The 24,162-nt window shown below is 55.7% G+C and carries 21 protein-coding genes and 3 pseudogenes; 18 read left to right on the top strand and 6 right to left on the bottom strand.

Annotated elements, in window-relative coordinates; genetic code table 11:
• The first annotated feature begins 563 nt into the window (after positions 1–563).
• From K4O48_RS20180 to K4O48_RS20170, 4 genes are all read left to right on the top strand, one after another.
• Positions 564–743, top strand: a complete 180-nt coding sequence (locus K4O48_RS20180; protein ID WP_023444224.1) for a hypothetical protein — start codon at positions 564–566, stop codon at positions 741–743.
• A gap of 40 nt (positions 744–783) precedes the next feature.
• Positions 784–1,113, top strand: coding sequence for a BPSL0761 family protein (locus K4O48_RS20605; protein WP_307876490.1), 330 nt, complete (start codon positions 784–786; stop codon positions 1,111–1,113).
• Positions 1,110–1,874 (top strand): SIR2 family NAD-dependent protein deacylase, encoded by a 765-nt coding sequence (locus tag K4O48_RS20175; protein ID WP_031297248.1) that lies wholly within the window; start codon positions 1,110–1,112, stop codon positions 1,872–1,874. The genes K4O48_RS20605 and K4O48_RS20175 overlap by 4 nt, the downstream gene beginning before the upstream one ends.
• Positions 1,875–2,340: 466 nt before the next feature.
• Positions 2,341–2,577 (top strand): MbcA/ParS/Xre antitoxin family protein, encoded by a 237-nt coding sequence (locus tag K4O48_RS20170; RefSeq protein WP_197446095.1) that lies wholly within the window; start codon positions 2,341–2,343, stop codon positions 2,575–2,577.
• Positions 2,578–2,735: 158 nt separating this feature from the next.
• On the opposite strand, the gene K4O48_RS20165 is transcribed toward K4O48_RS20170, so the two are convergent.
• Positions 2,736–2,939, bottom strand: a complete 204-nt coding sequence (locus K4O48_RS20165; RefSeq protein WP_260523752.1) for an MbcA/ParS/Xre antitoxin family protein — start codon at positions 2,937–2,939, stop codon at positions 2,736–2,738.
• Positions 2,940–4,324: 1,385 nt separating this feature from the next.
• Here K4O48_RS20165 and K4O48_RS20795 point away from each other — a divergent pair.
• Complete coding sequence (locus K4O48_RS20795; protein WP_409518913.1) at positions 4,325–4,594, top strand: DUF4113 domain-containing protein; 270 nt, start codon at positions 4,325–4,327, stop codon at positions 4,592–4,594.
• Here K4O48_RS20795 and K4O48_RS20155 read toward each other — a convergent pair.
• Positions 4,591–5,145 (bottom strand): annotated as a pseudogene (locus K4O48_RS20155) (IS3 family transposase); the annotation flags it as partial. The gene K4O48_RS20795 and the pseudogene K4O48_RS20155 sit on opposite strands and share 4 nt — an antisense overlap.
• Before the next feature lie 129 nt (positions 5,146–5,274).
• On the opposite strand from K4O48_RS20155, the pseudogene K4O48_RS20150 reads away from it, so the two are divergent.
• Positions 5,275–6,135 (top strand): annotated as a pseudogene (locus tag K4O48_RS20150) (DUF4158 domain-containing protein); the annotation flags it as partial.
• 22 nt (positions 6,136–6,157) lie between these two features.
• On the opposite strand, the gene cadR reads toward K4O48_RS20150, so the two are convergent.
• A complete protein-coding gene (gene cadR / locus K4O48_RS20145) occupies positions 6,158–6,562 on the bottom strand; it encodes a Cd(II)/Pb(II)-responsive transcriptional regulator (protein WP_082082189.1) in 405 nt (134 codons plus the stop codon).
• A gap of 94 nt (positions 6,563–6,656) precedes the next feature.
• Between cadR and K4O48_RS20140 the strand changes: the two genes are divergently transcribed.
• The gene (locus tag K4O48_RS20140) at positions 6,657–7,550 is read left to right on the top strand and encodes a cation transporter (RefSeq protein WP_046163957.1); all 894 of its coding nucleotides are present in this window, start codon (positions 6,657–6,659) and stop codon (positions 7,548–7,550) included.
• A 193-nt stretch (positions 7,551–7,743) separates the two neighbouring features.
• Here K4O48_RS20140 and K4O48_RS20560 read toward each other — a convergent pair.
• Positions 7,744–7,869: pseudogene (locus K4O48_RS20560) on the bottom strand (arsenic resistance protein); the annotation flags it as partial.
• 34 nt (positions 7,870–7,903) lie between these two features.
• On the bottom strand, positions 7,904–8,536 hold the full coding sequence (locus tag K4O48_RS20135) for an HAD family hydrolase (RefSeq protein WP_036998676.1): 633 nt from the start codon (positions 8,534–8,536) through the stop codon (positions 7,904–7,906).
• A 307-nt stretch (positions 8,537–8,843) separates the two neighbouring features.
• Between K4O48_RS20135 and K4O48_RS20130 the strand changes: the two genes are divergently transcribed.
• The 11 genes from K4O48_RS20130 (at position 8,844) to K4O48_RS20075 (ending at position 23,227) form a co-directional block, all read left to right on the top strand.
• A complete protein-coding gene (locus K4O48_RS20130; protein ID WP_064481001.1) occupies positions 8,844–11,207 on the top strand; it encodes a heavy metal translocating P-type ATPase in 2,364 nt (787 codons plus the stop codon).
• Between the two features lie 91 nt (positions 11,208–11,298).
• On the top strand, positions 11,299–11,679 hold the full coding sequence (locus K4O48_RS20125; RefSeq protein WP_014822249.1) for a hypothetical protein: 381 nt from the start codon (positions 11,299–11,301) through the stop codon (positions 11,677–11,679).
• 92 nt (positions 11,680–11,771) lie between these two features.
• A complete protein-coding gene (locus K4O48_RS20120) occupies positions 11,772–13,025 on the top strand; it encodes a TolC family protein (protein WP_014822248.1) in 1,254 nt (417 codons plus the stop codon).
• On the top strand, positions 13,022–14,473 hold the full coding sequence (locus K4O48_RS20115) for an efflux RND transporter periplasmic adaptor subunit (RefSeq protein WP_064481002.1): 1,452 nt from the start codon (positions 13,022–13,024) through the stop codon (positions 14,471–14,473). Before K4O48_RS20120 ends, K4O48_RS20115 begins: the two co-directional genes overlap by 4 nt.
• Positions 14,470–17,634, top strand: coding sequence for an efflux RND transporter permease subunit (locus K4O48_RS20110; RefSeq protein WP_045423040.1), 3,165 nt, complete (start codon positions 14,470–14,472; stop codon positions 17,632–17,634). Before K4O48_RS20115 ends, K4O48_RS20110 begins: the two co-directional genes overlap by 4 nt.
• Positions 17,631–17,987, top strand: a complete 357-nt coding sequence (locus K4O48_RS20105; RefSeq protein WP_014822245.1) for a copper-binding protein — start codon at positions 17,631–17,633, stop codon at positions 17,985–17,987. The genes K4O48_RS20110 and K4O48_RS20105 overlap by 4 nt, the downstream gene beginning before the upstream one ends.
• A gap of 140 nt (positions 17,988–18,127) precedes the next feature.
• Positions 18,128–18,445, top strand: coding sequence for a co-regulatory protein PtrA N-terminal domain-containing protein (locus K4O48_RS20100; protein ID WP_014822244.1), 318 nt, complete (start codon positions 18,128–18,130; stop codon positions 18,443–18,445).
• Positions 18,446–18,758: 313 nt separating this feature from the next.
• On the top strand, positions 18,759–18,989 hold the full coding sequence (locus K4O48_RS20090; RefSeq protein ID WP_222910130.1) for a hypothetical protein: 231 nt from the start codon (positions 18,759–18,761) through the stop codon (positions 18,987–18,989).
• A 90-nt stretch (positions 18,990–19,079) separates the two neighbouring features.
• Positions 19,080–20,453: a heavy metal sensor histidine kinase gene (locus tag K4O48_RS20085; RefSeq protein WP_222910129.1), complete on the top strand. Its 1,374-nt coding sequence runs from the start codon at positions 19,080–19,082 to the stop codon at positions 20,451–20,453.
• A gap of 106 nt (positions 20,454–20,559) precedes the next feature.
• Entirely contained in the window at positions 20,560–22,227 is a 1,668-nt protein-coding gene (locus K4O48_RS20080) for a hypothetical protein (protein WP_041754616.1), read from the top strand.
• Between the two features lie 544 nt (positions 22,228–22,771).
• Positions 22,772–23,227, top strand: a complete 456-nt coding sequence (locus K4O48_RS20075; RefSeq protein WP_014822239.1) for a DUF305 domain-containing protein — start codon at positions 22,772–22,774, stop codon at positions 23,225–23,227.
• Here the strand turns inward: K4O48_RS20075 and K4O48_RS20070 are convergent.
• Complete coding sequence (locus K4O48_RS20070; RefSeq protein WP_014822238.1) at positions 23,202–23,927, bottom strand: SDR family NAD(P)-dependent oxidoreductase; 726 nt, start codon at positions 23,925–23,927, stop codon at positions 23,202–23,204. The genes K4O48_RS20075 and K4O48_RS20070 overlap by 26 nt on opposite strands.
• Between the last annotated feature and the right edge of the window lie 235 nt (positions 23,928–24,162).

Raw genomic sequence — 24,162 nt, 5'->3', positions numbered from 1 at the left:
CGCCGTTGCTGAGCTGAAAATCCCGCAATACCACCGGGCAAATTCACTATTCCCATGCCGCACTCAGCTAATCCATCAGCAGTTCACTGATCTGTCATCGAGACTTCGCTCTTGTAGCCAGTGTCGCTGCACTCGATTACCGCAAGATGTCGGTGGCGGTCCTGCAAAAAATCACAGGACCGCCACAAGCGCTCACTGGGAAACCTCCACCAAATCGCATGCTCACGCTGTTCCCAGGCGACCAGGTTTTTCGGCAGTATGAAGGCTGCGTCGGGAATTCGGAGGCTTTCCATTCTCACTTCCAAATCTCGGAGCCGACAAAATTTTCAGCACTGGCGTTAGCACAGGAGAGCATGCGGTTATCGTGGTATCTCGTATGTAATCGGGGAACAGGCTGATGAGATGGTTTTGTATGGCGATGCTTAGCGGAGGCGCAGGTCTTTGGCTAAGCGGCCAGTACCAATTTCCGCAATGGCTACTCTGGGCCTTGCTGACAATGGGAACCGCGGCGTGGGGTTTTGCCAAGTGGATGGAATGGAGGGAGGCCAAAAAGGAGCGTAATCATGATCACGCGCTCTGATCAGGATTGGACCACCTTGAATCTTGCGGCGTTACAAGCTCTGCAGCTTTCAGCTCGTAAAACGCTAGTGGACATCGCCCCCTACTTGGTACGGCTTCACCACTTTTGCTTCGATGCCCGAGGCGCTGAACTGCGCACTGGATGGTCGGCGTTGGTGAGCTAGCTAGCCGGGGCTTTTAGTTCATGATCAGGAGATAACGAGATTGACCCTTCCTTATGAGCGAACGCGCGCAATCGTCAAAACAGAGGCGTTCCTGCGTGAGCTCTCTCGTGACGAAGATTTACCGCAGGGTATCCGCCGTTCTGCCAAAAGTCTGCTTAGGCACTACCTCTCTGCCGCTCAAGTTTTCTCGCTGGGGCGTCTTGAGGAATGCCTGGTGAACGAGGCGCCTGAGGATGAATACCGAAGGAGGGTAATCGCATTCCACCAGCCGCTGCTCTGCTCATCGCTAGAGTCGGGCGCTCGACCATCGAGCTATGACACCTGCTCTAACGATCCAGCCATAAAGCATCATCAGACAGGTCCCTCATGAGCGACATGCAGCAAGCATCCTTCGCCTTGCAATCCGCCCGTAGCGTGGTGTTCTTCACGGGCGCTGGTATTTCCGCGGAAAGTGGTATTCCCACCTTCCGCGACAAGCTTACCGGGCTTTGGGCAACGTACGATCCCCAGCGATTGGAGACCGCAGAGGCGTTCCGTGCCAACGCTGCGCTCGTTTGGGGATGGTATTTGTGGAGAAGGCATCAGACTACACAAGCCCAACCGAATGCAGCTCATCTAGTGCCGTCGCGACTTGCTGCCACAGGCAGGGAGGTGTTCGTAGTGACTCAGAACATTGATGACCTTCACGAGCGCGCTGGGTCGGTGGACGTGGTTCATCTACACGGGAGTCTTGCGCAGCCGAAATGCTTCGCCTGCCATCGGCCTGCCGATCTGAGTGAGGAGCAGCTAGTGGTACATGGTGATGGACAGGAGGTAGAGCCCCCTCGTTGCAGACGCTGCAATGGGAAATTGCGGCCCGCTGTCGTCTGGTTCAAAGAGGATTTACCCATGGCTCCCTGGAAAGCAGCCATGCATATGGTGAAAACGTGCCAGGTACTGATCTCTGTAGGTACCTCAGGCATCGTTACGCCTGCGGCGGACATCCCGGAAATAGCACTCGCTGCGGGAGCTACCGTAATCCATGTCAATCTTGCGGACGTCTCCCTCGGCAATGCCAACGAGCTGATGTTGATTGGCCGAGCATCCGAGGTGCTGCCAGCGCTTTTGAAAGCCGCTTTTCCTACGGTTTAATTCACGACATCAAAGCCGATCGGCAAGATGTAGAAGTCTCGCGTCCTTAGTTTTATTCCGAAAGCGTCCTGCCGTAATGAGCGGCGTGTTTTTCACTGACGTTGATCTCACCGTTCTAGAGGGAATCCTGGAAAGGCCTAAGATACTGCGCCAGTCTGAGCTCCAGAGGTAGGGTACCGCCGTCGTAGAAAAAGCCATCCCGGGCAACGCGTCTAGAATCGCTGAGATTCTTCAGCCGAGCCATAACCCCAGCTAGCGTGAAGAGTGGCAAACTGCAATCCATACCCATCAGCGCGCGTGCTCTCGGGGTAGAACCCGGCTAGAACCCGGGACTCTAAAAGGGGCGTAATCGTGATGGCGCGCATTGATTGTGAATGGATGCACCTTGCATCCTCCGGCGGCACAAGCGCTGCAGCTTTCAACTCAAAAGATCTCGTGAAGTTTCTCCAATTCGAAAGAGGTCGTGATGCGCAAAAAGCCTTCAGTAAGGAAACAATCGGTTCCGTTAAGCTCTGGCCAGTACAACAAAGTGCTGGAGCGGGCGATTAGCGTCTTTGGTAACCAGAAACTGGCCGAGGAATGGCTTGGCCGACCCTGCAGGTACTTCAATGGTGAGATGCCATCGGCAATTATCACTGATCCGGTAGGGTTGCAGGCTGTCGAGGCATACTTGCAGCGCATCGAGCACGGCGTATACCAGTGAAATTGCAGCCGATGCCTGCCCCAAGGCTCCCGACTTCGAAATTCAGCAGGGTGCCGCCCTTCAGTTAAACGCTGCTTTTTTTTGTGAATCGCGCTCAAGAGACGTGGCTGCGCCGCCAGGAATTCCCGGATGCTTTCGATGCGTTACGACAACTTTATTTAGAAAGGTGGTTCTCGTACCGAATCTAGATAGCGGCGCACCTCGGCCAGTTCAGCAGTACGGCCAGACAGCATTAACTGCAGAGCGCTTTGGCCATTGAAGGGAGGTGTTTTATTGGGTTTTCTTACCCAATGGTAACCGTAGTCGGCGTGGTTACTGAAGATCACCCTCAAGGACCTGTGGATCCCCAACCTTGCCTGCATGCGGAGTATCTGTGGCTGCCATTTGATCTTCATTTTTTATAGTCACGTTAGACCTCGGCTTTGCTATGGGTATGACCCCTTTCACTATAACGAGCGTGGCCAGCACTACGCACTGACTCAAGATTTCAACGCACGACCTTGACGGAGCCAAGTCGCGTCTACCGGAATTCCATGAGTGCTGGCCGGAAACTGGCGAGCGCCCCGAGAGTGCAGTTGAGGCTTTGCCATGGCTCCAGCCCGTGTCATTTCTGGGTTACGGTCTTTTCGTGCAGCATTCTCACAAGCGCTGTTGAGGGCACCGGCTGCCCGCCAGAGCCGAAAAGAATGGTCGACTACATGACCGGAATTAGCTGAGCGCTGACCGGAAACTGGCGAGCGCCCCGAGAATGCAGTTGAGGCTTTGCCACTACTCCAGCCCACGTCGTTGCTGGGTTACGAACATCTCGTGCAGCATTCCCACAGGCGCTATCGAGGCCACCGGCTGCCCGCCAGAGCCGAAAAGAATGGTCGACTACATGACCGGAATTAGCTGAGCGCTGACCGGAAACTGGCGAGCGCCCCGAGAATGCAGTTGAGGCTTTGCTACTACACCAGCCCACGTCGTTGCTGGGTTGCGAACATCTCGTGCAGTATTCCACAGGCGCTATCGAGGGCACCGGCTGCCCGCCAGAGCCGAAAAGAATGGTCGACTACATGACCGGAATTAGCTGAGCGCTGACCGGAAACTGGCGAGCGCCCCGAGAATGCAGTTGAGGCTTTGCCACTACTCCTGTCACGTCGTTGCTGGGTTGCGAACACCTCGTGCAGTATTCCACAGGCGCTATCGAGGGCACCGGCTGCCCGCCAGAGCCGAAAAGAATGGTCGACTACATGACCGGAATTAGCTGAGCACTGACCGGAAACTGGCGAGCGCCCCGAGAATGCAGTTGAGGCTTTGCCACTACTCCTGCCACGTCGTTGCTGGGTTACGAACATCTCGTGCAGCATTCCCACAGGCACTATCGAGGGCACCGGCTGCCCGCCAGAGCCGAAAAGAATGGTCGACTACATGACCGGAATTAGCTGAGCGCTGACCGGAAACTGGCGAGCGCCCCGAGAATGCAGTTGAGGTTTTGCTACTACTCCAGCCCACGTCGTTGCTGGGTTGCGAACATCTCGTGCAGTATTCCACAGGCGCTATCGAGGGCACCGGCTGCCCGCCAGAGCCGAAAAGAATGGTCGACTACATGACCGGAATTAGCTGAGCGCTGACCGGAAACTGGCGAGCGCCCCGAGAATGCAGTCGAGGCTGAGCCATCGCTCCAGCCCACGTCGTGCTGGGTTAGGGTTTACCCCGTTAACACGCCCGGGTACCGATCGGCTGATGGCTGTAGTCGACCGGATTAATGCCCGAGGGCAGGGGTACAGTGCGACTCGGTCGTATCCCTGCAGCCCCTAAGTGGGCGATGCGGCGCGAGATGCCGTCGCAGCGGTACACGACGCGGTGGGATGAGCGGCAGCTATCGGCCAGAAGTGGTCAATCGAGTATGTCTAAAAAGGCTTTTCATTGCTTTGCTGGAACTTCCCCAGACTCAGCAGAGATCGAAAGCGGTGAGACCAATCCTTGCGTGAGGGGGAGGCAAATGATGGTGCATGAATCGCCCCGGATTTCCTAGACACTTTCCAGGCTCTGGAAATAGCGTTTTTCAAACTCTACCGGCGACAGCTGGTTGTTGAAACCATGCCGGCGTTTTGGGTTGTAGAACATCTCGATGTAGTCGAACACATCAGCGCGAGCATCTTGCCTGGTGCTGTAGATCTTTCGCCTGATCCGCTCTCGCTTCAGCAACTGGAAAAAGCTTTCCGCTACCACGTTGTCATGGCAGTTACCACGTCGACTCATGCTGCCAAGCAAGTTGTTGGTTTTCAGGAAGCTCTGCCAGTCGCCGCTGCTGAACTGGCTACCTTGGTCTGAGTGAATCATCAGCTCCTGCTTTGGCTTACGCCGCCAAACCGCCATCAGCAATGCATCGATAGCCAGGTCGCTGGTCATCTGCTGCTTCATCGACCAACCGATTACCTGCCGCGAAAACAGATCGAGTACCACCGCCAAAAATAATCAGCCCTCATAGGTGCGGATGTAGGTGATGTCCGTAACCCAGACCTTGTTGGGTTCGGTGACATTGAATCGACGCTCAAGATGATTTGGTGAGGCCACTGGAGGGGTCATGCCGAGATAAAGGGAAAATTCACTCACTCCGCTCGTAACGTGTTGATGCCAAACGAGTTTACCAAATAGACCGCACAGCCTCTGATCGTGGACTATCTTTTCTGACTCCTCAGAAAAGGAGTTCCTATGGCTTCATTAGAGCGTACGGCGTATCCCACCCTGCCAAAGGCGTATTCAAAAGCTGAACTGCAGCGTGATTTTTCGTTCTCAGATGATGAGATTAAGTGGGTACGGAGCAAGTCCAAGGCCCCCTTTCACCTCAATCTCGCCGTTCTTCTCAAGACCTTTCAGGTGCTCCGATATTTTCCTGATATCACCGACGTCCCTGGTCAACTGGTGGACTTCATTCGCGGAGAGTTAGGTCAGCGTAGCAAGGTGAAACTCGCGGAATACAAGTGGTTCCAGCAATATCGCCACATGAACGCGATCCGAGCTCGCCTCGGTGTGACGGTATTCTACGGCTCCGATGCCATGGAGCTCGCCGAGCGGCATGCCAAAGCGATGTCGTTTGTGCTTGACCAGCGCGCCGACATCATCAACTCCGTAATCGAAGAGCTGATCTGCCTAGATTACTCGACTCTAAATGATCTCGCTGAGCGAATTCATGCCGAATCCCAAGAGGCAATATTCAACCTCGTAGTAACCAGAACGCCAGTCGAGGTGATCCACAAGCTAAAGGATCTGCTCGACACTGACTTCGGCCGACGCCAGAGTGACTTCAATACGCTGAAGCAGTCACCCAAGAAGCCATCTCGCAAGCACCTAGAGGTACTGATCGACCATCTGGCTTAGCTAGAGAGCTTCGGGGATCTGGGTTCCATTTTTGAAGGAATTGTCGACACTAAGATCCGCCACTTTGCTGCCCAAGCCGCGGCGTCGGACGTAGCCGAGTTGAAGGACTGCTTACTGCCGAAGCGCTACACGCTGATGCTGGCCTTAATCTACCGCATGCGCATGCGGACCCGGGATCATATGGCCGAGATGTTCAGCCCCGCGCGCCGAACGCCATTCATTTAACGCATGCGTCCTCGCTTATTCCCGCGAGAATTCCACAAGCCTTAACTTCCCGCCCATCGTTGCAATTTGCCCGCAGCGAAACGAGTTGTCGTTCCAGTGATTGCAAAGCGGCTATCTGAGACCTGACTTGAGAAATGTGATCATCAAGCAAGGCATTAACGGCCGCACAAGGCCGGCCAGGGTCATCTTGGTAACTTTGGAGTGCATGAATTTCTGGAAGTGAAAGATTCAGAATTCGGCAGCGTCGGATGAACGCTAGCCGCTCGCCATGCTTCTCGTTGTAAACCCGATAGCCGTTCGGCTGACGATTAGGCGGAGGTAACAATCCCTGCTGCTCATAGAAGCGGATCGTCTGTGTATCAATCCCTACTAGCCTTGCTAACTGACCAATGCGCATCGCGCGAATCCTCTTCGGTTCTCTGCGTTATTGACCTTATGGTAGCTATAAGGTTTTTAATGATCCCATCTTCGATTTCAAGTGGAGCCGTATCATGAGCAAATCCGATGGCGATCGTTGCGGCTGCGATGCGACACCAGCCGCCGATGCCGGTGTGCAAAACCCTGCCGATACGACAGCACAATGGGTCAGTGTTTACGCCGTGCCAAAAATGGATTGTCCATCAGAAGAGCGAATGATCCGCTTGGCCCTGAGTGGTTTGGACGGAATTCGGAAGCTGACTTTTGATTTGTCGGACCGTCGGTTAGATGTCATGCATTGCGGTGCCGTTGAGCCCATAACCACAAAGCTGGCGACGTTAGGGCTAGGCGCCACTCTTCAGAAAACCGTCGCTGCCGACCCAGAGATGATCAAAGCCGCCGAGAATTCGGCGGACTCTACACAGGAATCCCGCTCCCTGCGTTTACTGTTAGGCATCAACGCCTTCATGTTCGTGGTAGAGATGACCGCTGGCCTGATCGCCAGGTCCACGGGCCTGATTGCCGATTCGCTCGATATGTTCGCTGACGCGGCAGTGTACGGCCTAGCCCTTTATGCAGTTGGACGTAGCGTCAGTCTGCAGGTGCGTGCTGCACACCTTGCTGGTGTTCTCCAGCTAATTTTGGCACTCGGCGTGCTCGTAGAGGTGATTAGGCGCTTTGTATTCGGTAGTGAGCCCGAGTCGCTGATAATGATCGCCGTTGCGTTCCTGGCATTGCTCGCCAATACGGGCTGTCTGCTGCTTATTTCCAAACACCGGGAAGGTGGTGCTCACATGAAAGCGAGCTGGATATTCTCCGCCAATGATGTGGTCATCAACATGGGGGTTATAGTCGCCGGAGCGCTCGTCGCTTGGACTGGGTCAAACTACCCAGACCTGATTATCGGTACCGTTGTGGGATTCATCGTTCTAAACGGCGCTCGGCGTATTCTGGCGCTCAAGAGCTAAAGAAGCTCCCGTTACAGAAAAAGGCGTCGTCATGCCTCTAAGCCATCCGGGTCTAGCGGCGTCAGCTAAAACTGGCGACGCAGCTTTAGCCGTTAGCGGATGGTGGGTATTGTAGAACGTGGGCTGCAAAGTCCATCAGCGAGACGAAGCCGCACTGATCGGCTTTCCTTCACGCTGTTGGTGGTAGCCCCGCTTAACCAATCAGCTCTACGAATGCCTGAGTGATCACAACCGCTGCGGCCAATGCGCGAACGGACTTTGGGAGCGCCATCGTCAGGAAAAGCACTACAAGCGAGTTGTGAGTGCTTGAACTGAAGGCCGATAGCTGGAGGCGACCTCGATGTGCGCTAGTGCTACGTTCTAGTGACAGTCCCCGTGCCCAAAATGTGGTCTGCAAATTCGATCAGGCTAGCTAATCGGTCAGGACCACGGATGGCATCGCGCTGGAGGTGGAAGCCATGCATTCCCAGCCTTTCGGGACCGAACACATCGGCCTCCAATGTATCGCCGATCATTGCAATGGAAGACGCTTTGCAACCCAACCGCTTTAGCAGATGTTCGTAGATCGCTGGCTCCGGTTTGATCGCGCCCACCTCGAAGCTCCAGGCATAGGCGTCAAACTCAGGCAGTAGCAACTTGGCAGGTATGGCATAGGGGGTAGCCAAGTTGGAGCACAGCGCCACTTTCAGCCCCGCTCTCTTAAGGCTTTCCAGTGCCCGCAGGGCATCATCATAGGGACGCACGCTGGCCAGTTCCGCGTAGAGATCAAGCTCCAAAATAGCAAGCTCATCGTTACCTAGTTGTGTACCAAACAGGTCGGCGGCGCCGGCCAGCCCCAAGTTTCGTGTCATCAATGTCCTGGCATCATCGGCCCTAGGTTGACGACCTTGGCTGCGTACCTGTTTTAAGAGCTTGCGAAATGGCCGCCGTCGTTCACTGATTTGCAGGAGTGTGCCATAGACATCAAAAATTACGGCTTCTATCAAAACAGAGCACCTGCGCTTAGGCTTTGCACGGTTCGGTATTCATTAAAAGAAAGCGGCCGGGCTTCGGATAAGGGAGGCATAGGCTAGGCCAGCAAGCGGTATTCGCGCGAGCTACTTTTTTCAGCAGCTCGCTTCAGCATTCGTACGACCTGACATACCGGAGAACCTGACAGAAATGTAATGGTTACTTCAGCCTTTGGTCAGGACGCTTTGCATATATTGGTTGTCGGACGCTGTAAGCATCGGAAAAACCACAAACGTCCCCGCAGTAGGCTGTTCGTTGCTAACCAATCCATAAGGAGCCCGCATGACCTCCTCGCATTGCCACCATCAGCCTGACCAAACGAAAGGATCAGCACCGCTCACAGACCCGGTCTGCGGGATGAAGGTGAAAGAGAACAGCGAGCATGAGCAGGATTACCAAGGAACCACTTACCGCTTCTGCAGCCAGGGGTGCCGGACCAAGTTCCGTTCTGATCCTGCTAGATATCTTGCTGCACAGCAGGCTCATGGGTCATCGCCTCAGGCATCCACGCCGCCCGCACAGAAGGCGTCCGCCGGTGATGCAACGACCGAGTACACCTGCCCGATGCACCCTGAGATCCGCCAAATGGGTCCAGGTGATTGCCCTATCTGCGGGATGTCATTGGAACCTCTGATCCCTGAACTCGACGAGGAGGAGAATCCCGAACTCAAGGACTTCTCGAAGCGATTCTGGTGGTCTCTGCCCCTGACCGTAGCAGTAACCCTGTTGGCAATGGCGGGACATGCGATACCGCTGTTTCACGGCGCTAGCCAGAACTGGGTTGAACTAGCCCTTACGACCCCGGTTGTCTTGTGGGCAGGTTGGCCATTTTTCGTGCGCGGTTTCGCATCAGTTAAGCATCGCAGCCCAAACATGTGGACGTTGATCGGGCTTGGCACAGGGGCTGCGTATATTTACAGCATCGTAGCAACCGTCTTACCGAGCATATTTCCAGAGTCATTCACTGTGGGCGGCCGGATAGGCGTTTATTACGAAGCCGCCGCGGTCATCATTTCCCTGACGCTTTTAGGGCAGCTGCTCGAATTGAAGGCCCGCTCCCAGACGTCCTCGGCAATCAAGTCCTTGCTTGGCCTATCGCCCAAAACAGCTCGCCGTATCGCCAAGGATGGTTCCGAGGAGGACATTCCGCTTACACATGTTCACGAGGGTGACCATCTGCGCGTTCGTCCTGGTGAAAAGGTACCGGTGGATGGAGAAGTATTGGAGGGCGAGAGCGCCGTCGACGAATCCATGCTAACGGGCGAGCCCGTCCCGGTGACGAAGCGGACAGGCGATTCGCTTATCGGCGCGACGATGAACACGAGCGGCTCGCTTGTCATGCGAGCCACCAGGGTTGGCTCCGGGACTATGCTTTCACAAATCGTCCAGATGGTTGCGAATGCGCAACGCTCCAAAGCACCCATGCAGCGAATGGCGGACACGGTTGCGGGTTATTTCGTGCTGACGGTCATTGGTATCGCCTTGCTGACATTCTTTGCATGGGGCCTGTTTGGACCCGAGCAGGGCTGGGTATTCGGCCTGATCAATGCAGTTGCGGTTCTGATCATTGCTTGCCCTTGCGCACTTGGCCTTGCAACGCCTATGTCGATCATGGTTGCCACAGGCAAAGCGGCTGGAAGCGGAGTGCTTTTCAGAGACGCAGGCGCCATCGAGAACGTCCGTAAGGTAGACACGCTGATTGTCGATAAAACAGGAACCTTGACCGAGGGCCGACCTGTCTTCGATCGGGCCATAGGCGTCACGCCGTTTGACTCGCAGGAAGTCATCCGTTTGTCTGCCAGCTTGGATCAAGGTAGTGAGCATCCCCTAGCCCACGCGATCGTAGACCATGCCAGAAGCGAAGGTATCCAGCTGGCGAAGCCAGAGACCTTCGAGTCAGGGTCAGGTATCGGAGTCCGTGGTCTGGTGGAAGGCAAGCAGCTACAACTAGGCAACACCGCGCTTATGGAAGATACGGGTGTGAGCGTCGAGCCGTTGAGAGATCAGGCAGAAAAAATGCGCGAGAGCGGTACCAGCATTGTGTACCTGGCTGTTGATGGGGCACTTGCCGGCTTGCTGGCCGTATCGGACCCAATCAAACCGACTTCCAAGGAAGCTGTAGCGCGGCTCCAAGCGGAGGGCGTGCAAGTCATCATGGCCACCGGCGACGGGCTTACCACTGCCCGCGCGGTGGCTCGTGAGCTATCGATCGATGAGGTGCATGGCGAAGTGAAGCCGCAGGACAAGGAGGCGCTGGTGGTTAAGCTACAAGCCCTAGGTAAAGTAGTCGCCATGGCAGGCGACGGAATAAATGATGCGCCGGCGCTCGCCAGGGCTGATGTCGGCATAGCGATGGGCACGGGCACTGACGTCGCCATGAACAGCGCCCAAGTTACGCTCGTTAAAGGTGACCTGATGGGGATACTGCGCGCGCGCACGCTTTCGGTGGCGACGGTTCGCAATATGCGTCAGAACCTTCTGTTTGCCTTTATGTACAACGGGTTGAGCATCCCGATTGCCGCAGGTCTGCTCTATCCGTTCTTCGGACTGTTGCTGTCTCCGATGATTGCTGCCCTGGCCATGAGCCTCAGCTCAGCATCGGTTGTGTTCAACGCACTCCGGCTCCGTCAAACGCGTGTAGTTTGAAGCCTGTCGGCTTAGGCTTAGGCTTAGGCTTCGGTTGCGAAGCGACCGAAGCCTCATTGATTGCTCATGAATTGCCCCGTAAGCTGGAAATATGAAGTCCTACATGCGCTCCTTCCTTATCCTGCTGCTAGTGCTTGCGCTTCCGATCAATGGGATAGCGGAAATGCTCATGCCGGTTGGATCGTCCGGGCATCACGTGATGTCCGATATGGAAGGTGTGGGCGCCATGACGACCGACCACGCTTCGATGGTTGGCGCCGATGACGGTGCTGAACACGAGTGCTGTGAAGCGAATGAGCATGGAACGGCGACCGTCTGCAAGACGGGCCAAGAATGCAAAACTGCAAGTATCCTTCAGCTTGTCTCAATAAAAGCCCAGCTGATGCCTGCTGCTAAACCCGTGACCACTCCCTATAACGGCCTGATCCCCTCTAGCCTTTTAGACGCCGTCTGGCATCCACCCCGCGTCTAATTCCGATCAAATTATAGGAACCGCCCGAGTGAGCATTCGGGCCGGCTACCGCGCGCCTTTGGCTCGCATGAAAGATCAGGAATCCTTCGCAAATGAAACCCCGTATTTATTGGGCGCCGCCGTACGTGGCCGCCTTGATCATGGGCGCGCTCTCGTTTCCAGGGTTAGCGTCCGCTTTGACCTTAGAACAAGCTCTGAGCGTGGCCGAGCAAGACGCGCCTTCGCTGCATGCGCAAGCCGCCAACCTGGTGGCCGCACGCAGCGCTGCAATCCCTGCCGGCGAGCTTCCTGACCCTAAACTTAAGCTTGGACTGCAAAGCGTGCCCATCGAAGGTGACGCTCGCTGGCAGTTGGAGCAAGAGGCCATGACCATGCAAATGGTTGGGGTCATGCAAGATGTGCCAAACCGAGCGAAAAGGCGCGCTCGTGTCGAGGCCGCGCAGGCTAGTGTTGCGCTCGCAAACGCCCAGCAAACGGTTGAACGTCTCGGTGTGCGCCAAGCAACCGCCGAGGCATGGATCGCTAGCTTCGCGGTCGAGCAGAAGCTAAGCCTTTTCAAGCAGCTTTACAGCGAGAATCAGCTCCTTTCGCGGGCTGTTCAGGCCCGCATTGCTGGCGGCAGCGGACAAACCGCAGACAGCGTACTTCCGAGGCAAGAGGCAGCATTGCTGGCTGAACAAGAGGATGAGCTGCTGCGTAACCAGGCTGTTGCGCGGGCCGGCCTCCGGCGCTGGATAGGCGAGCTAGCAGGCCAGCCGCTTACAGGTGACTGGCCGCAATGGCTTGCCGCCGTTGATAACTATCAGCACAACCTGAACCGGCACCCGGCGTTACTCGCCTTCGACCCGATGACTCGTGAAGCGGAGGCAAAGGTTCACCAGGCCATCGCAGAGAAAACACCGGATTGGAGTTGGGGGGTCGACTACCTGCGACGTGGCCGTGAGTACGGCGACATGGTGAACCTCAGCGTCAGCTTCGACCTGCCGCTGTTTACCAGCTCTCGGCAGGATCCGAAGATCGCGGCCGAACGAGCTCGCCTTGCCCAGATCGAGGCTCAGCGCCAAGCGACCTTGCGCCTGTACAACCAAGAGCTGAGTACTGACCTCGCTGAGTATCAGCGTCTGGACCGCGCACTCATCCGCCTCGACAAAACCTTACTACCCCTCGCTGAAGAGAAGGTCCGCCTTGCCATGGCCGATTACCGCTCCGGAAGCGGTGAGCTGACCGCTGTGATCGAAGCGCGACGACAGCTTGTGGAGACCCGGCTACGGCGTATTGACGTCGCCCGCGATCGATCGTTGAGCAATGCCCGCCTGCATTTCGCCTTTGGAGATACCCGACCATGACATTCCAACACAAGCGGCTGGTACTCGCCTTCAGTCTGCCTCTGATGATTAGCGCTGCAGCGCTAATCGGTCTGCCTACCGCAGCCTTCGGACAATCGCCTGCAGAAGAAGACAAGGAAGTGCTCTATTGGTATGACCCTATGGTACCCCAGCAAAAGTTCGATAAGCCGGGCAAGTCGCCATTCATGGATATGGAATTGATTCCACGCTATGCAGATGAGGGAAGCGACGGGGCATCGATCAGTATCGACCCGAGCGTGACGCAGAATCTCGGCGTGCGCTTGGCAACCGTAACGCGTGAATCGATCAGCCAGTCGCTCGAAGCGACAGGCGCGTTGATGTTTGACGAGCGAGACGTGGCGGTTGTGCAGGCGCGTGCCGGTGGCTTTGTCGAGCGCGTTTACGACCGAGCACCGGAGGATGTCATCGAAAAAGGCGCGCCGTTAGCCGATCTTTTGGTTCCCGAATGGGCTGCCGCACAGGAAGAGTACCTGGCGCTCAAAGGGGTCGGCCAACCCCAACTGCTCGCAGCGGCCCGACAGCGGTTACGCCTCGCCGGCATGCCGTCGGATGTCATTGCCCAACTGGAACGAACCGGTAAAGCGCGCCCCGTTTGGACCGTAACGAGCCCAATCGGCGGCGTGCTGAACAGCCTCGACGTTCGCGAGGGCATGACCGTACCCGCCGGCGCATCTCTCGCACGCGTCAATGGACTGGAGACGGTATGGCTAGAGATAGCTGTGCCTGAGGCGCAGATCACCAATCTGGCGCCAGGGCACTCAGTCACCGCGCGCCTCCCCGCCTTTGCAGGTGAATCTCTGGAAGGCACGATCCAGGCCGTACTATCGCAAGCCAACCTGAATAGCCGCACTGTGCGTGTCCGGGTCGAACTACCTAACCCGCAGCAGCGGCTTCGCCCCGGCATGACGGCCGAGGTGACGTTGAGTCGCAACGTTGAAGATGTCTTGGTCATCCCATCCGAGGCGGTCATTCGCACCGGCCGGCGAGCATTGGTGATGTTGGCTGAGAATGAAGGCCGTTACCGCCCCGTTGAGGTCCGCATCGGCCGAGAGTTCAATGACCAGACAGAGGTGCTTGAAGGGCTGGAAGCCGGTCAGAAGGTCGTGGCGTCCGGTCAGTTTCTCCTCGATTCAGAGGCGAGCCTACGCGGGCTGACCGCTCAGGGCTTGGAGAAGCCTGCAACTTCTACAGAACCTGCGCTGCACGAGGCTGAAGGTACGATCGTCAGCCTGGAAGATGGCATGGTTGGCCTCTCGCATGGGCCGTTCAAGACGCTGAACATGCCCGGCATGACCATGTCCTTTCCGGTTGCCGATCAATCGCTCCTAACAAGTTTGCAGACCGGCGATCGCGTTCGTGTCGGCGCGCGTGAAAGCGAAGAGGGCCTGGTCATTGAGCACATCGAGAAGCTGGGGGGCCAGCCATGATCGCAGCCATAATTCGGTGGTCAGTGGCCAACCGCTTTCTGATCCTGCTGGCTACTGTGTTCGCGGTGGCTTGGGGTGTCTGGTCGGTCAAAAACACCGCTGTTGATGCATTGCCAGACCTTTCCGACGTTCAGGTCATCATCCGCACGCCATACCCCGGGCAGGCGCCCCAGATCGTTGAGAATCAGGTCACCTACCCACTGACGACGACCATGCTGTCTGTCCCCGGCGCAAAGACGGTCCGCGGCTACTCCTTCTTCGGGGATAGCTACGTGTACGTCCTGTTTGAGGACGGCACCGACCTCTATTGGGCCCGTTCTCGGGTGCTGGAGTACCTGAGTCAGGTGCAGAGTCGGCTTCCCGCCGCCGCCAAACCCGCTTTGGGCCCTGACGCCACAGGTGTCGGCTGGATCTACCAATATGCTTTGGTAGACCGAACGGGCAAACATGACCTCTCGCAGCTGCGCTCTTTGCAAGATTGGTTCCTGCGCTATGAGCTCAAGACACTGCCCAACGTGGCGGAAGTCGCGCCCATAGGCGGGATGGTCAAGCAGTATCAGGTCGTACTGGATCCCGTGCGCATGGCAAGCAGGGGCGTGACGCAGCAGCAGATTGCAAAGGCGATCGATGAAGCCAACCGTGAAACCGGCGGGAGTGTTCTGGAACTCGCAGAAACCGAGTTCATGGTCCGTGCGACCGGGTATCTCAAGACACTCAAAGACTTTCGAGCCATTCCTTTGCGTCTCGACGGCGGCGTGCCAGTGACGCTAGGGGACGTTGCGCATATCCAGCTCGGCCCGGAAATGCGCCGGGGCATCAGCGAGCTTGACGGTGAAGGTGAGGTAGTCGGCGGCGTGGTGATCCTGCGGAGCGGCAAGAACGCTCGGGAAACCATCGCTGCCGTTCAGACCAAACTGGATGAGCTGAAAGCGAGCCTGCCCCAAGGCGTCGAAATCGTCACGACGTACGACCGTAGCAAGCTGATCGACAGTGCCGTTGAAAACCTCACGCACAAGCTCATCGAGGAGTTCATTGTCGTTGCGTTGGTTTGCGCGATTTTTCTGTGGCATCTGCGCTCGTCGTTGGTCGCCATCGTGTCGTTGCCGATCGGCATCCTGATTGCTTTTGTGATCATGCAGCGGCAAGGCATCAACGCCAACATCATGTCGTTGGGTGGCATCGCGATCGCCATCGGAGCGATGGTCGATGCAGCAATCGTCATGATCGAAAACGCCCACAAGCACATTGAGGCCTGGCACAAGCGGCATCCTGACTCCACCTTGAAGGGCCAGGAGCACTGGAAGGTCATTACTGACGCGGCTGTTGAAGTGGGGCCGGCATTGTTCTTCAGCCTGCTGATCATCACGCTGTCGTTCATTCCAGTGTTCACCCTGGAGGCGCAGGAAGGCCGGCTGTTCGGTCCACTGGCGTTCACCAAAACCTATGCAATGGCAGCCGCCGCGGGCCTGTCTGTCACGCTGGTTCCGGTGCTCATGGGGTATTGGATCAGGGGCAAAATCCCTGACGAACACCGTAATCCACTCAACCGTGGCCTCATCTGGATCTACAAGCCGGCCCTGGACGCGGTACTGCGCTGGCCCAAGATGACTCTGCTGGTGGCTGTTCTGGTCTTCCTGACAGGCTTGTGGCCGGCCTCTCGCCTTGGTGGGGAGTTCTTGCCCCCGCTGGATGAAGGTGACCTCCTTTATATGCCCACTGCGCTTCCAGGCCTCTCCGCTCAGAAGGCTTCTGAGCTACTGCAGCAGACGGACCGGCTCATAAAAACGGTTCCAGAAGTTGCACACGTGTTCGGTAAGGCTGGTCGAGCCGACACCGCTACCGATCCCGCCCCGCTGGAAATGTTCGAGACGACCATTCAGTTCAAGCCGAAGGATCAATGGCGCCCTGGGATGACGCCTGACAAGCTGGTTGAGGAGTTGGATCGCACCGTACAGGTACCTGGATTGGCCAATCTGTGGATCCCGCCGATTCGAAACCGTATCGATATGCTGGCGACGGGTATCAAGAGCCCGATCGGGGTGAAAGTGTATGGCACTGACTTGGCACAGATCGACAAAGCCACCCAGGCAGTGGAAAAAATCGCCAAAACGGTGCCTGGGGTCAGTTCGGCGCTTGCTGAGAGACTGACCGGCGGCAGGTATATCGATGTGGATATCGATCGTGTCGCCGCCGCACGCTACGGCCTGAATATCGCGGACGTGCAATCGATCGTGGCCGGTGCCATCGGTGGTCAAACCATTGGTGAAACCGTGGAAGGGCTCGCCAGGTATCCGATCAACCTCCGCTATGGCCGCGAGTGGCGCGACTCGATATCCGATCTGCGCAACCTACCGATCTACACGCCGCAAGGCAGCCAGATCACGTTGGGGACCGTGGCCAAAGTACAGGTGACCGACGGGCCGCCAATGCTTAAAAGCGAAAACGCAAGGCTGTCGGGCTGGGTTTACGTCGATGTTCGTGGCCGCGACATGGCGGCTGTGGTGGGCGATCTGAGGGAAAAGATCAGCAAAGGGGTCCAGCTCGAATCCGGCATGAGCATCAGCTATTCCGGCCAATTCGAATTCATGGAGCGAGCTAACGCGAAGCTGAAGCTCGTCGTGCCGGCTACCTTGCTCATCATTTTTGTCTTGCTCTACCTCACGTTTGGGCGCTTTGGGGAGGCGTTGCTGATCATGGCCACGCTGCCATTCGCCCTAACCGGTGGCGTCTGGTTCCTCTATTTGCTCGGGTACAACCTATCCGTAGCGACAGGAATCGGTTTCATCGCACTGGCAGGCGTTTCTGCTGAGTTCGGCGTCATTATGCTGCTGTATTTGAAGAACGCATGGACAGATCGGGTTAACGCTGGAGCCCATGGCGAAGGCGTACTGCTCGACGCAATCCGCGAAGGCGCTGTGCAGCGGGTGCGCCCCAAGGCCATGACCGTAGCAGTGATTATCGCCGGTCTGCTGCCCATCCTCTGGGGTAGCGGAACCGGCAGCGAAATCATGAGCCGCATCGCCGCGCCCATGGTGGGCGGGATGATCACCGCCCCTTTGCTCTCCCTGTTCGTTCTGCCGGCAGCTTACCTGCTGATGCGCCGCCGGCAATTGCGAGTTACCACCCAGCAAGCAACCAACCCCACTGGAGAACATCCATGAACATTAAGCACATCACCCTTGCCTCACTCTTCCTGGTGCCAGTCGCCTATGCCGCCGACAAGGAGCCAATGGACGGCATGCCGATGGATCACAAAGGCATGAACATGCCAATGGACCAGAAGTCGGCGGGACAGACCGCTACAGCCATCGGCACGGTCAAGGAAGTGAACACCGAGAGCGGCACCGTGACCATTGCACACGGCCCGGTCGAAGCGCTGGGTTGGCCTTCTATGACGATGGGCTTCAAAGCGAAGCCTGATCAGCTCCAAAAGTTGAAAGAAGGGGACCAGGTCGAATTCGAGTTCTCCTCGAAGGGCATGGATTCCACCATTACCCGCATCGAAAAGCAGTAGAAGTTGAAAACGACTGCCGCAGGCGCGGCGGTCGTACCAACACGAAAATGAGGGATTACAGCTTTGTAACCTTGGCAACAGCTTCTTGTAAGTAGCAAGCCTTTAATCTACAGGCATCAACTAACCAAGAGGTGCAAACCATGAACCGCATAACCAAAGTAATCGTTCCTTTTATTCTGACCGTTGCTTCCTCGCTTGCAATGGCCGAAGGCGGAAGCGAACGTACGCTGAATCGCTTAAATGACTCGGCAGGAGCAAAGCCCACCCTTAAGGAGCTTGTAAAAGAAGGCCAAGTGCTGAGCATCGCACCTGCTGGCGCGACCGGCACGACTCGAATGATTCAAAACTATAGAACAAGCGCCCAAGTCCAGACGTATGAGATGACGGTCAAGACCCCTGACGGGAAGATCCATACGGTAGAGTTTCTGAGCACCCCAGTTGGCGTGAACAATGGCTAATCTGCCAAGCTTAATATCCGAGGGATAGTTAGATGAGGGGCATAATATCCAAGATTAAAAGCGTACTGCAGCGCAATCCGGTCGTAACGGGGTTAACCGCAGCTGTGGTTGGCTACATGCTACTGAACCAAAGCACTGCGGCGTTGGCAACAACGCTGCCAAGCCTGCTCTTTCTCTTGCCCTGCTTGTTGATGATGGTCGTATGCATGAAGCATATGTCTAGCGGTAAATGCGACAAGCCCGAGGAGCCCAACGTTGGCGAAAACACCTTATCAAGCAAAAGCGAATAACCCACTGAACTTTGAGATTTAACATGCGAAAGGCCATCACCGTTACAGCAATCGCAATCACCCTGGCGAGCGGACTGAGTTTCGCAGCGGTAGATAAATCGGACCAAAGCCATTCAGAAACCGGCATGATGAGCGGCGACAAGCATATGGAAATGATGGGTGACATGCGTGGAATGATGAAAGAGTGTCGTGAGATGATGGGGGCCGCCAAAGCCGACCACTCGCAAAATGGCGAAAATCCAGACGCAGCATAGGATATGAGGGTGTGAGTAACAATGATCGAAGCAGGTGGGGGGTGCCCCACCTGCTTTTTTGTGCTTGATGGCCTAACCAGGACCGTACTGATGGGAAAAGTGTCACTGACGAGCAGAATGGCGATAGCTTTCATGCTCGTGGTTACGGTTGTGCTGCTGGCGGCCGCAATCAGCTTTAATTATTTTTGTCAGCTCCATTTCGAACGCAAAGATGCACAAGTGCTTAATGAAAAGGCCGCTGCAGTAGAGCGTACGCTGCTCAACAGCTCAGCATTTGGGCCTGAGACCGCTTCAAGGATCGATGCCGTTATTGAGCACTCCTTTGGCTTCGCAACTGCAGTTGTAGTAGACGGCAAGACAGTCTACTCACATCACAATCTCTCTGAGAGCTTGCTACCACTTGTCACGGACATCCAAGAGGAACGTTGGACAGTAAATTTCGCTGGGCATCAGTACAGTGGCATTACCAGAAAAGTAAACCAGTGGGTCGAAGGGCAAGACACAGTCATCTATCTGGCTTTGGATGTAACGCATCGAGTCCACTTCTTCGAAATGATTCAGCAATGGTTCGCTTATACGCTGGTGGTCAGTGCACTTTTGAGTGGCGCTTTAGGTGTGGTTCTGATCAGGAAGGGTTTAAAACCGATCGATGAACTCTCTAAGACTTCCTCTACAGTAACTGCCAATTGTTTGGATACCAGAATTCCAACCGAGTCAGTGCCAGGCGAGCTTCATAAACTCGTAGACAACTTCAATGAAATGCTCTCGCGCTTGGATGACTCATTCCTCAGGTTGTCAGGTTTCTCAGCGGACATCGCGCATGAGCTAAGAACGCCGCTGAACAGCATGCTGACCCAAATGGAGGTCGCGCTCTTGCGCGACCGCGAAAATACCGACTACAAGGATATCTTGTATTCCGCCCTCGAAGAACTTAGGCGCATGTCAAAGATGGTCGATGACATGCTGTTCCTCGCCAAAGCGGACAATGGGAAGATTACGCCCAGTGCCGAAGGGGCCAGCATGGCTGAGATGACCACGAGTGTTATCGAATATTACGAGCTCGCAGCCGAGGACAAGAAGGTCGAAATCGCGCTTTCAGGCGATGGGTCGGTACATGGCGATAAATCAATGCTAAGACGGGCCATCTCAAACATAGTCTCGAACGCAGTTCGGTATGCAGAGGAAGGCAGCATTATCAGGGTTGAAATAAGCGAGAGTGGTAACTCGGTTTCGACAGCTATAACCAACCGCGGCATTACTATTCCAGCCGAGCTTCACACTCGAATATTCGACAGATTTTACAGGGTGGATACCGCAAGGCGCGAAGGTACTACCCTTAATGCGGGCCTCGGCATGGCTATCACACGGTCGATTGTTGAGGCCCACAAGGGGCGCATCGCTTGCGAATCAGCTGAGGGGCACACGACTTTCACAATGACGCTTCCAAGGCTGATGTCTAGTTAATGGCAAAGTGCTGGCAACGACGCTGATCTACGCTTATACAAATGCCCGGCTGAACCGGAGGAGGCCAAGGCTTTCGTACCTGTATATTTGGTTCTGGAGGTTTCACGTGCAAGCGTCCTCATCAAGAAAATGCGGTTCGACAGCCGCAGCGCTCAACGAAGCGTGCTTCTGCGTAAGCCTAGATCAAGCTGCGCTCGTAAACTCATTGACCGAACAGCTTGGGAATTCAGAGCTGTCGGAGCTATTGAAGTCACGTTGCCCCCATGTGTTTGCAGCACGACCGGTCTTTGTTTCATCCTTGCGGCTGCGCCAGGTTAATGAGGTTATTCAGGCCATCGAGCAGACCGTGAGTTCGCCCGGTTGGCGTGAGCATGCTCTGGATTCTGCACCTCCTATTGCACGACATGATCCTCGGGGTGCGCGCGGCGTCTTCTTTGGCTACGACTTCCATCTGGATGATGACAAGCTTGGGCTCATCGAAATAAACACAAATGCGGGCGGAGCGATGCTAAACGTATTGCTCGCCCGCGCGCAGCGTAGTTGTTGCAGCGGCGTAGTCGGGCTTTCGCCAGGTCAGGATGGACCCGGCGGCTTCGAGCGTTCGATTCTGGATATGTTCGCCCAGGAATGGTCTACGAGCGGCGAGCAACGTCCGCTCACGCGCGTGGTGATCTTGGATGAAAGCCCACAAGCCCAATATCTGTATCCGGAGTTCCTTCTTTTTCAGCGGTTATTCGAGTCAGCAGGAATCGACTGCCTAATCGCAGACCCAGCCGATCTGGCCTTTCACAACGAGTCCCTCTTGGTCGACGGAAAGCCTGTGGATCTCGTCTACAACCGACTCACCGATTTCTATCTGGAAGGCGACAATTGCAGCGCGCTGCGCAGCGCTTATTTGGCTGATGTCGTGACGGTAACGCCACACCCTCAGGCCTATGCCCTTTACGCCGACAAACGCAGGTTGGTTGACCTAACCAACGCACGTTTTTTGGAAGAGATTGGCGTTGATCAGCAAATCCGAACCGTATTGGCCCAATACGTCCCGCTTACCGTTCCTGTCGGGCATGGTAATGCAGAGCACCTGTGGCAAAACCGCCGTAGCCTCTTTTTCAAGCCTGTCAGCGGGTATGGTAGTCGCGGTGCATACCGAGGAGACAAGCTCACCAAGCGCGTTTGGGAAGAAATCGTTGGCGGAAACTACGTGGCCCAGTCCCTTGTAGCTCCTGGCGAGCGTAGAATCGTCGCCGACCCTCAGGTACGATCGATGAAGTTTGATCTGCGCGCTTACGCTTATGCTGGCGAGGTGCAGTGGAACGCTGCCAGGGTCTACCAAGGCCAGACGACCAACTTCAGAACAGAGGGGGGCGGTTTTGCTCCCGTTTTTACCTTAGGCGAGGAAGAGGAGCGAGCCGGTTCTACAGAGCAACGGTCGCACGCCTCGTTCACGTTCTTGCTCGACGAAACCGGCGCCGTAGAGGAACTGCCGCACCCGCTATATCTGGCGCTGGTTCGAGCCGAAATGGCTACTTCTAAGCTTGCCGGTAAGCGTTTCCGATTGGCGGACTGGTATGTGGCAATGGAAGATGGCCATCCTTCCGAAGTCATCCGAGAATTGTACGGCTGGGTTGCTTTCGACGCAGATGGCGCCTACCACCCTGAAGTTGGCCCACCAGAAAATGGTCAGCCAAATAGTATTGGCAATGTTGACTCATCTGCCCTGCCAACACCGGAAGAACATGATCGAATCGAAGGTCTGTTGTTTCAAAGTGAGTGAGGTCCCGCGCGCCACGAAAGGCGCGGCTTGGGACAGAATAACCTCGCCGCTCAGTTTTGGAGCCAGCTACACCCAGCCGTCTTAGCCGCCACACATCTAATGTGCGAATACTAACCCTGCGGTCACACTCGACAAGAACGTGGCATATGCTGGGTGCTGAATTGTTCTCTCCGAGTGTTCTATTGCTCACGATAACTCTTTGGGCTTGCTAAGCCGAGTAGTCGGGTCTCAAGGCTTGAAGGCCATCTTAGTGGGCCCGCTCTTTCGCGCAGTGGTCCATAGCGCGACGTTGGTATTGTCTGCTTATAAGCTATTAGCGATTGATTAGTTCAGGGGAACATTACGCGTAGTACAGCGCTGGCAGCGCTTTAAGCCGGTCTTAAAGCGGTCGATGATTACATTTTTGTAAGCTTCTCAAAAAATCGAAACCTCATCATCTTCGGCTTGTCCGTTTTTAGGAGAGCATTCGAAAGCCACTTCTAAGCAGGGCTGCGCGAACACGTTGAGTCGCCGATCCAGCAGCAATCATTAAAGAGGTCTAACTATGCAAATGTCTTACTGGCGCTTTGCAGCGATGGTAGCCACGTCTACGATCATTATGTATGGCGTGATGTACTTAAATACTTACTCGTTCGAGCATGTTTTTTGGAGCGAGACTCGCGCTTGGATGGCATTAGTGATGGGCGCGGTAATGGCAGTAGTCATGCTCGCATTCATGCTCAACATGTATAAGCGTAAGTCAATAAACCTAGCGATATTGGCAGGAAGTGCAGTAGCTTTTACCATTGCACTATGGCTTGTACGTGGGCAAGCGACGGTAGACGACACGGACTACATGAAGGCCATGATCCCCCACCATTCCATAGCAATCCTAACAAGTGAACGAGCTCAGATTTCAGATCCTCGCGTCCGCAAGTTAGCTGACGAAATCATCGACGCTCAGCGCCGAGAAATCGCAGAAATGAAGTCCCTGATCAATGAACTAGAAAGGGCAAATTGATTACCAGAAACGGTGTGTCCACAGCCCAGGGCATGACGGTGGCGACATTGATGGTCTCGCTACCGCTCAGGCGAATCTCCTCAGCGATTGCCGCGCCGAGATTTATGACGCCACCTTTGGTCGCTGCGGAGGAGGCATGATAAGCCAGCGGTATCTCGCTCTCGACTGAGCCCACGTTGACAAGCGTGCCGAAGCCTTGAGCTCTGAACTGGCGCATGGCTGCGTGGCTGCCATAGATCATGCCCTTAAGATTGACATCCACGATCCGCGCATGGTCCTCGACGGGAACGTCCTCGAAACGACCCAGCGCTCCGACCGCAGCGTTGTTAATCCAAACGTCGATCCTGCCGAAACGCTCGATGGCGGCTCGTGCCAAGTCCTGCATCTCGTTCGGGTTGCTCACGTCGGTGGTCACCACCAGTGCCGATCCTCCAGCCATGCGTATCTGCGCGGCCAGTTCTTCGAGCACGTCGGTCCGGCGGGCCGCTAGCACCACGTCGCCTTGCAGAGCGGCAAGCTTGAGCGCCACGCCGCGGCCGAAGCCACTGGAGGCACCAGTGATGACAAAGGTTTTGCGAGCAACGCTTGGCTGGTCGCTTGGTTTCAGGCGCGGGGAAACGGCGCAGCCACTGAGTTGCAGAACGGCGAGCAGTACTAGCAGCAAAGCCAATCGCTGCGATGGGAATATTCGCAAAACCATTTTCGTTTTCTCCCAGCAAAATAAGGTCGCATGGCCCGCTTGGTTGTTGTTGGACCGCCTTTTTGCCAGGAGCTTTCATGCTAATTCACTCAATTAGTTTTCAGCGCTCAATCGGGAGACAGTGGCAAGAGAATAGACCGTTACGGTGGCGATCATCGGTGGCTAAGTAAGAGTTGCTAGCGCGTAACTATTCGTATTTCGCTTTGGAATGAAATGCTGCTGGACAGGGATTGAT

Source organism: Pseudomonas sp. DNDY-54 (assembly GCF_019880365.1).
GTDB classification, from domain to species: Bacteria; Pseudomonadota; Gammaproteobacteria; order Pseudomonadales; family Pseudomonadaceae; genus Stutzerimonas; species Stutzerimonas stutzeri_P.
This window is presented reverse-complemented; position numbering and strand designations above follow the sequence as displayed.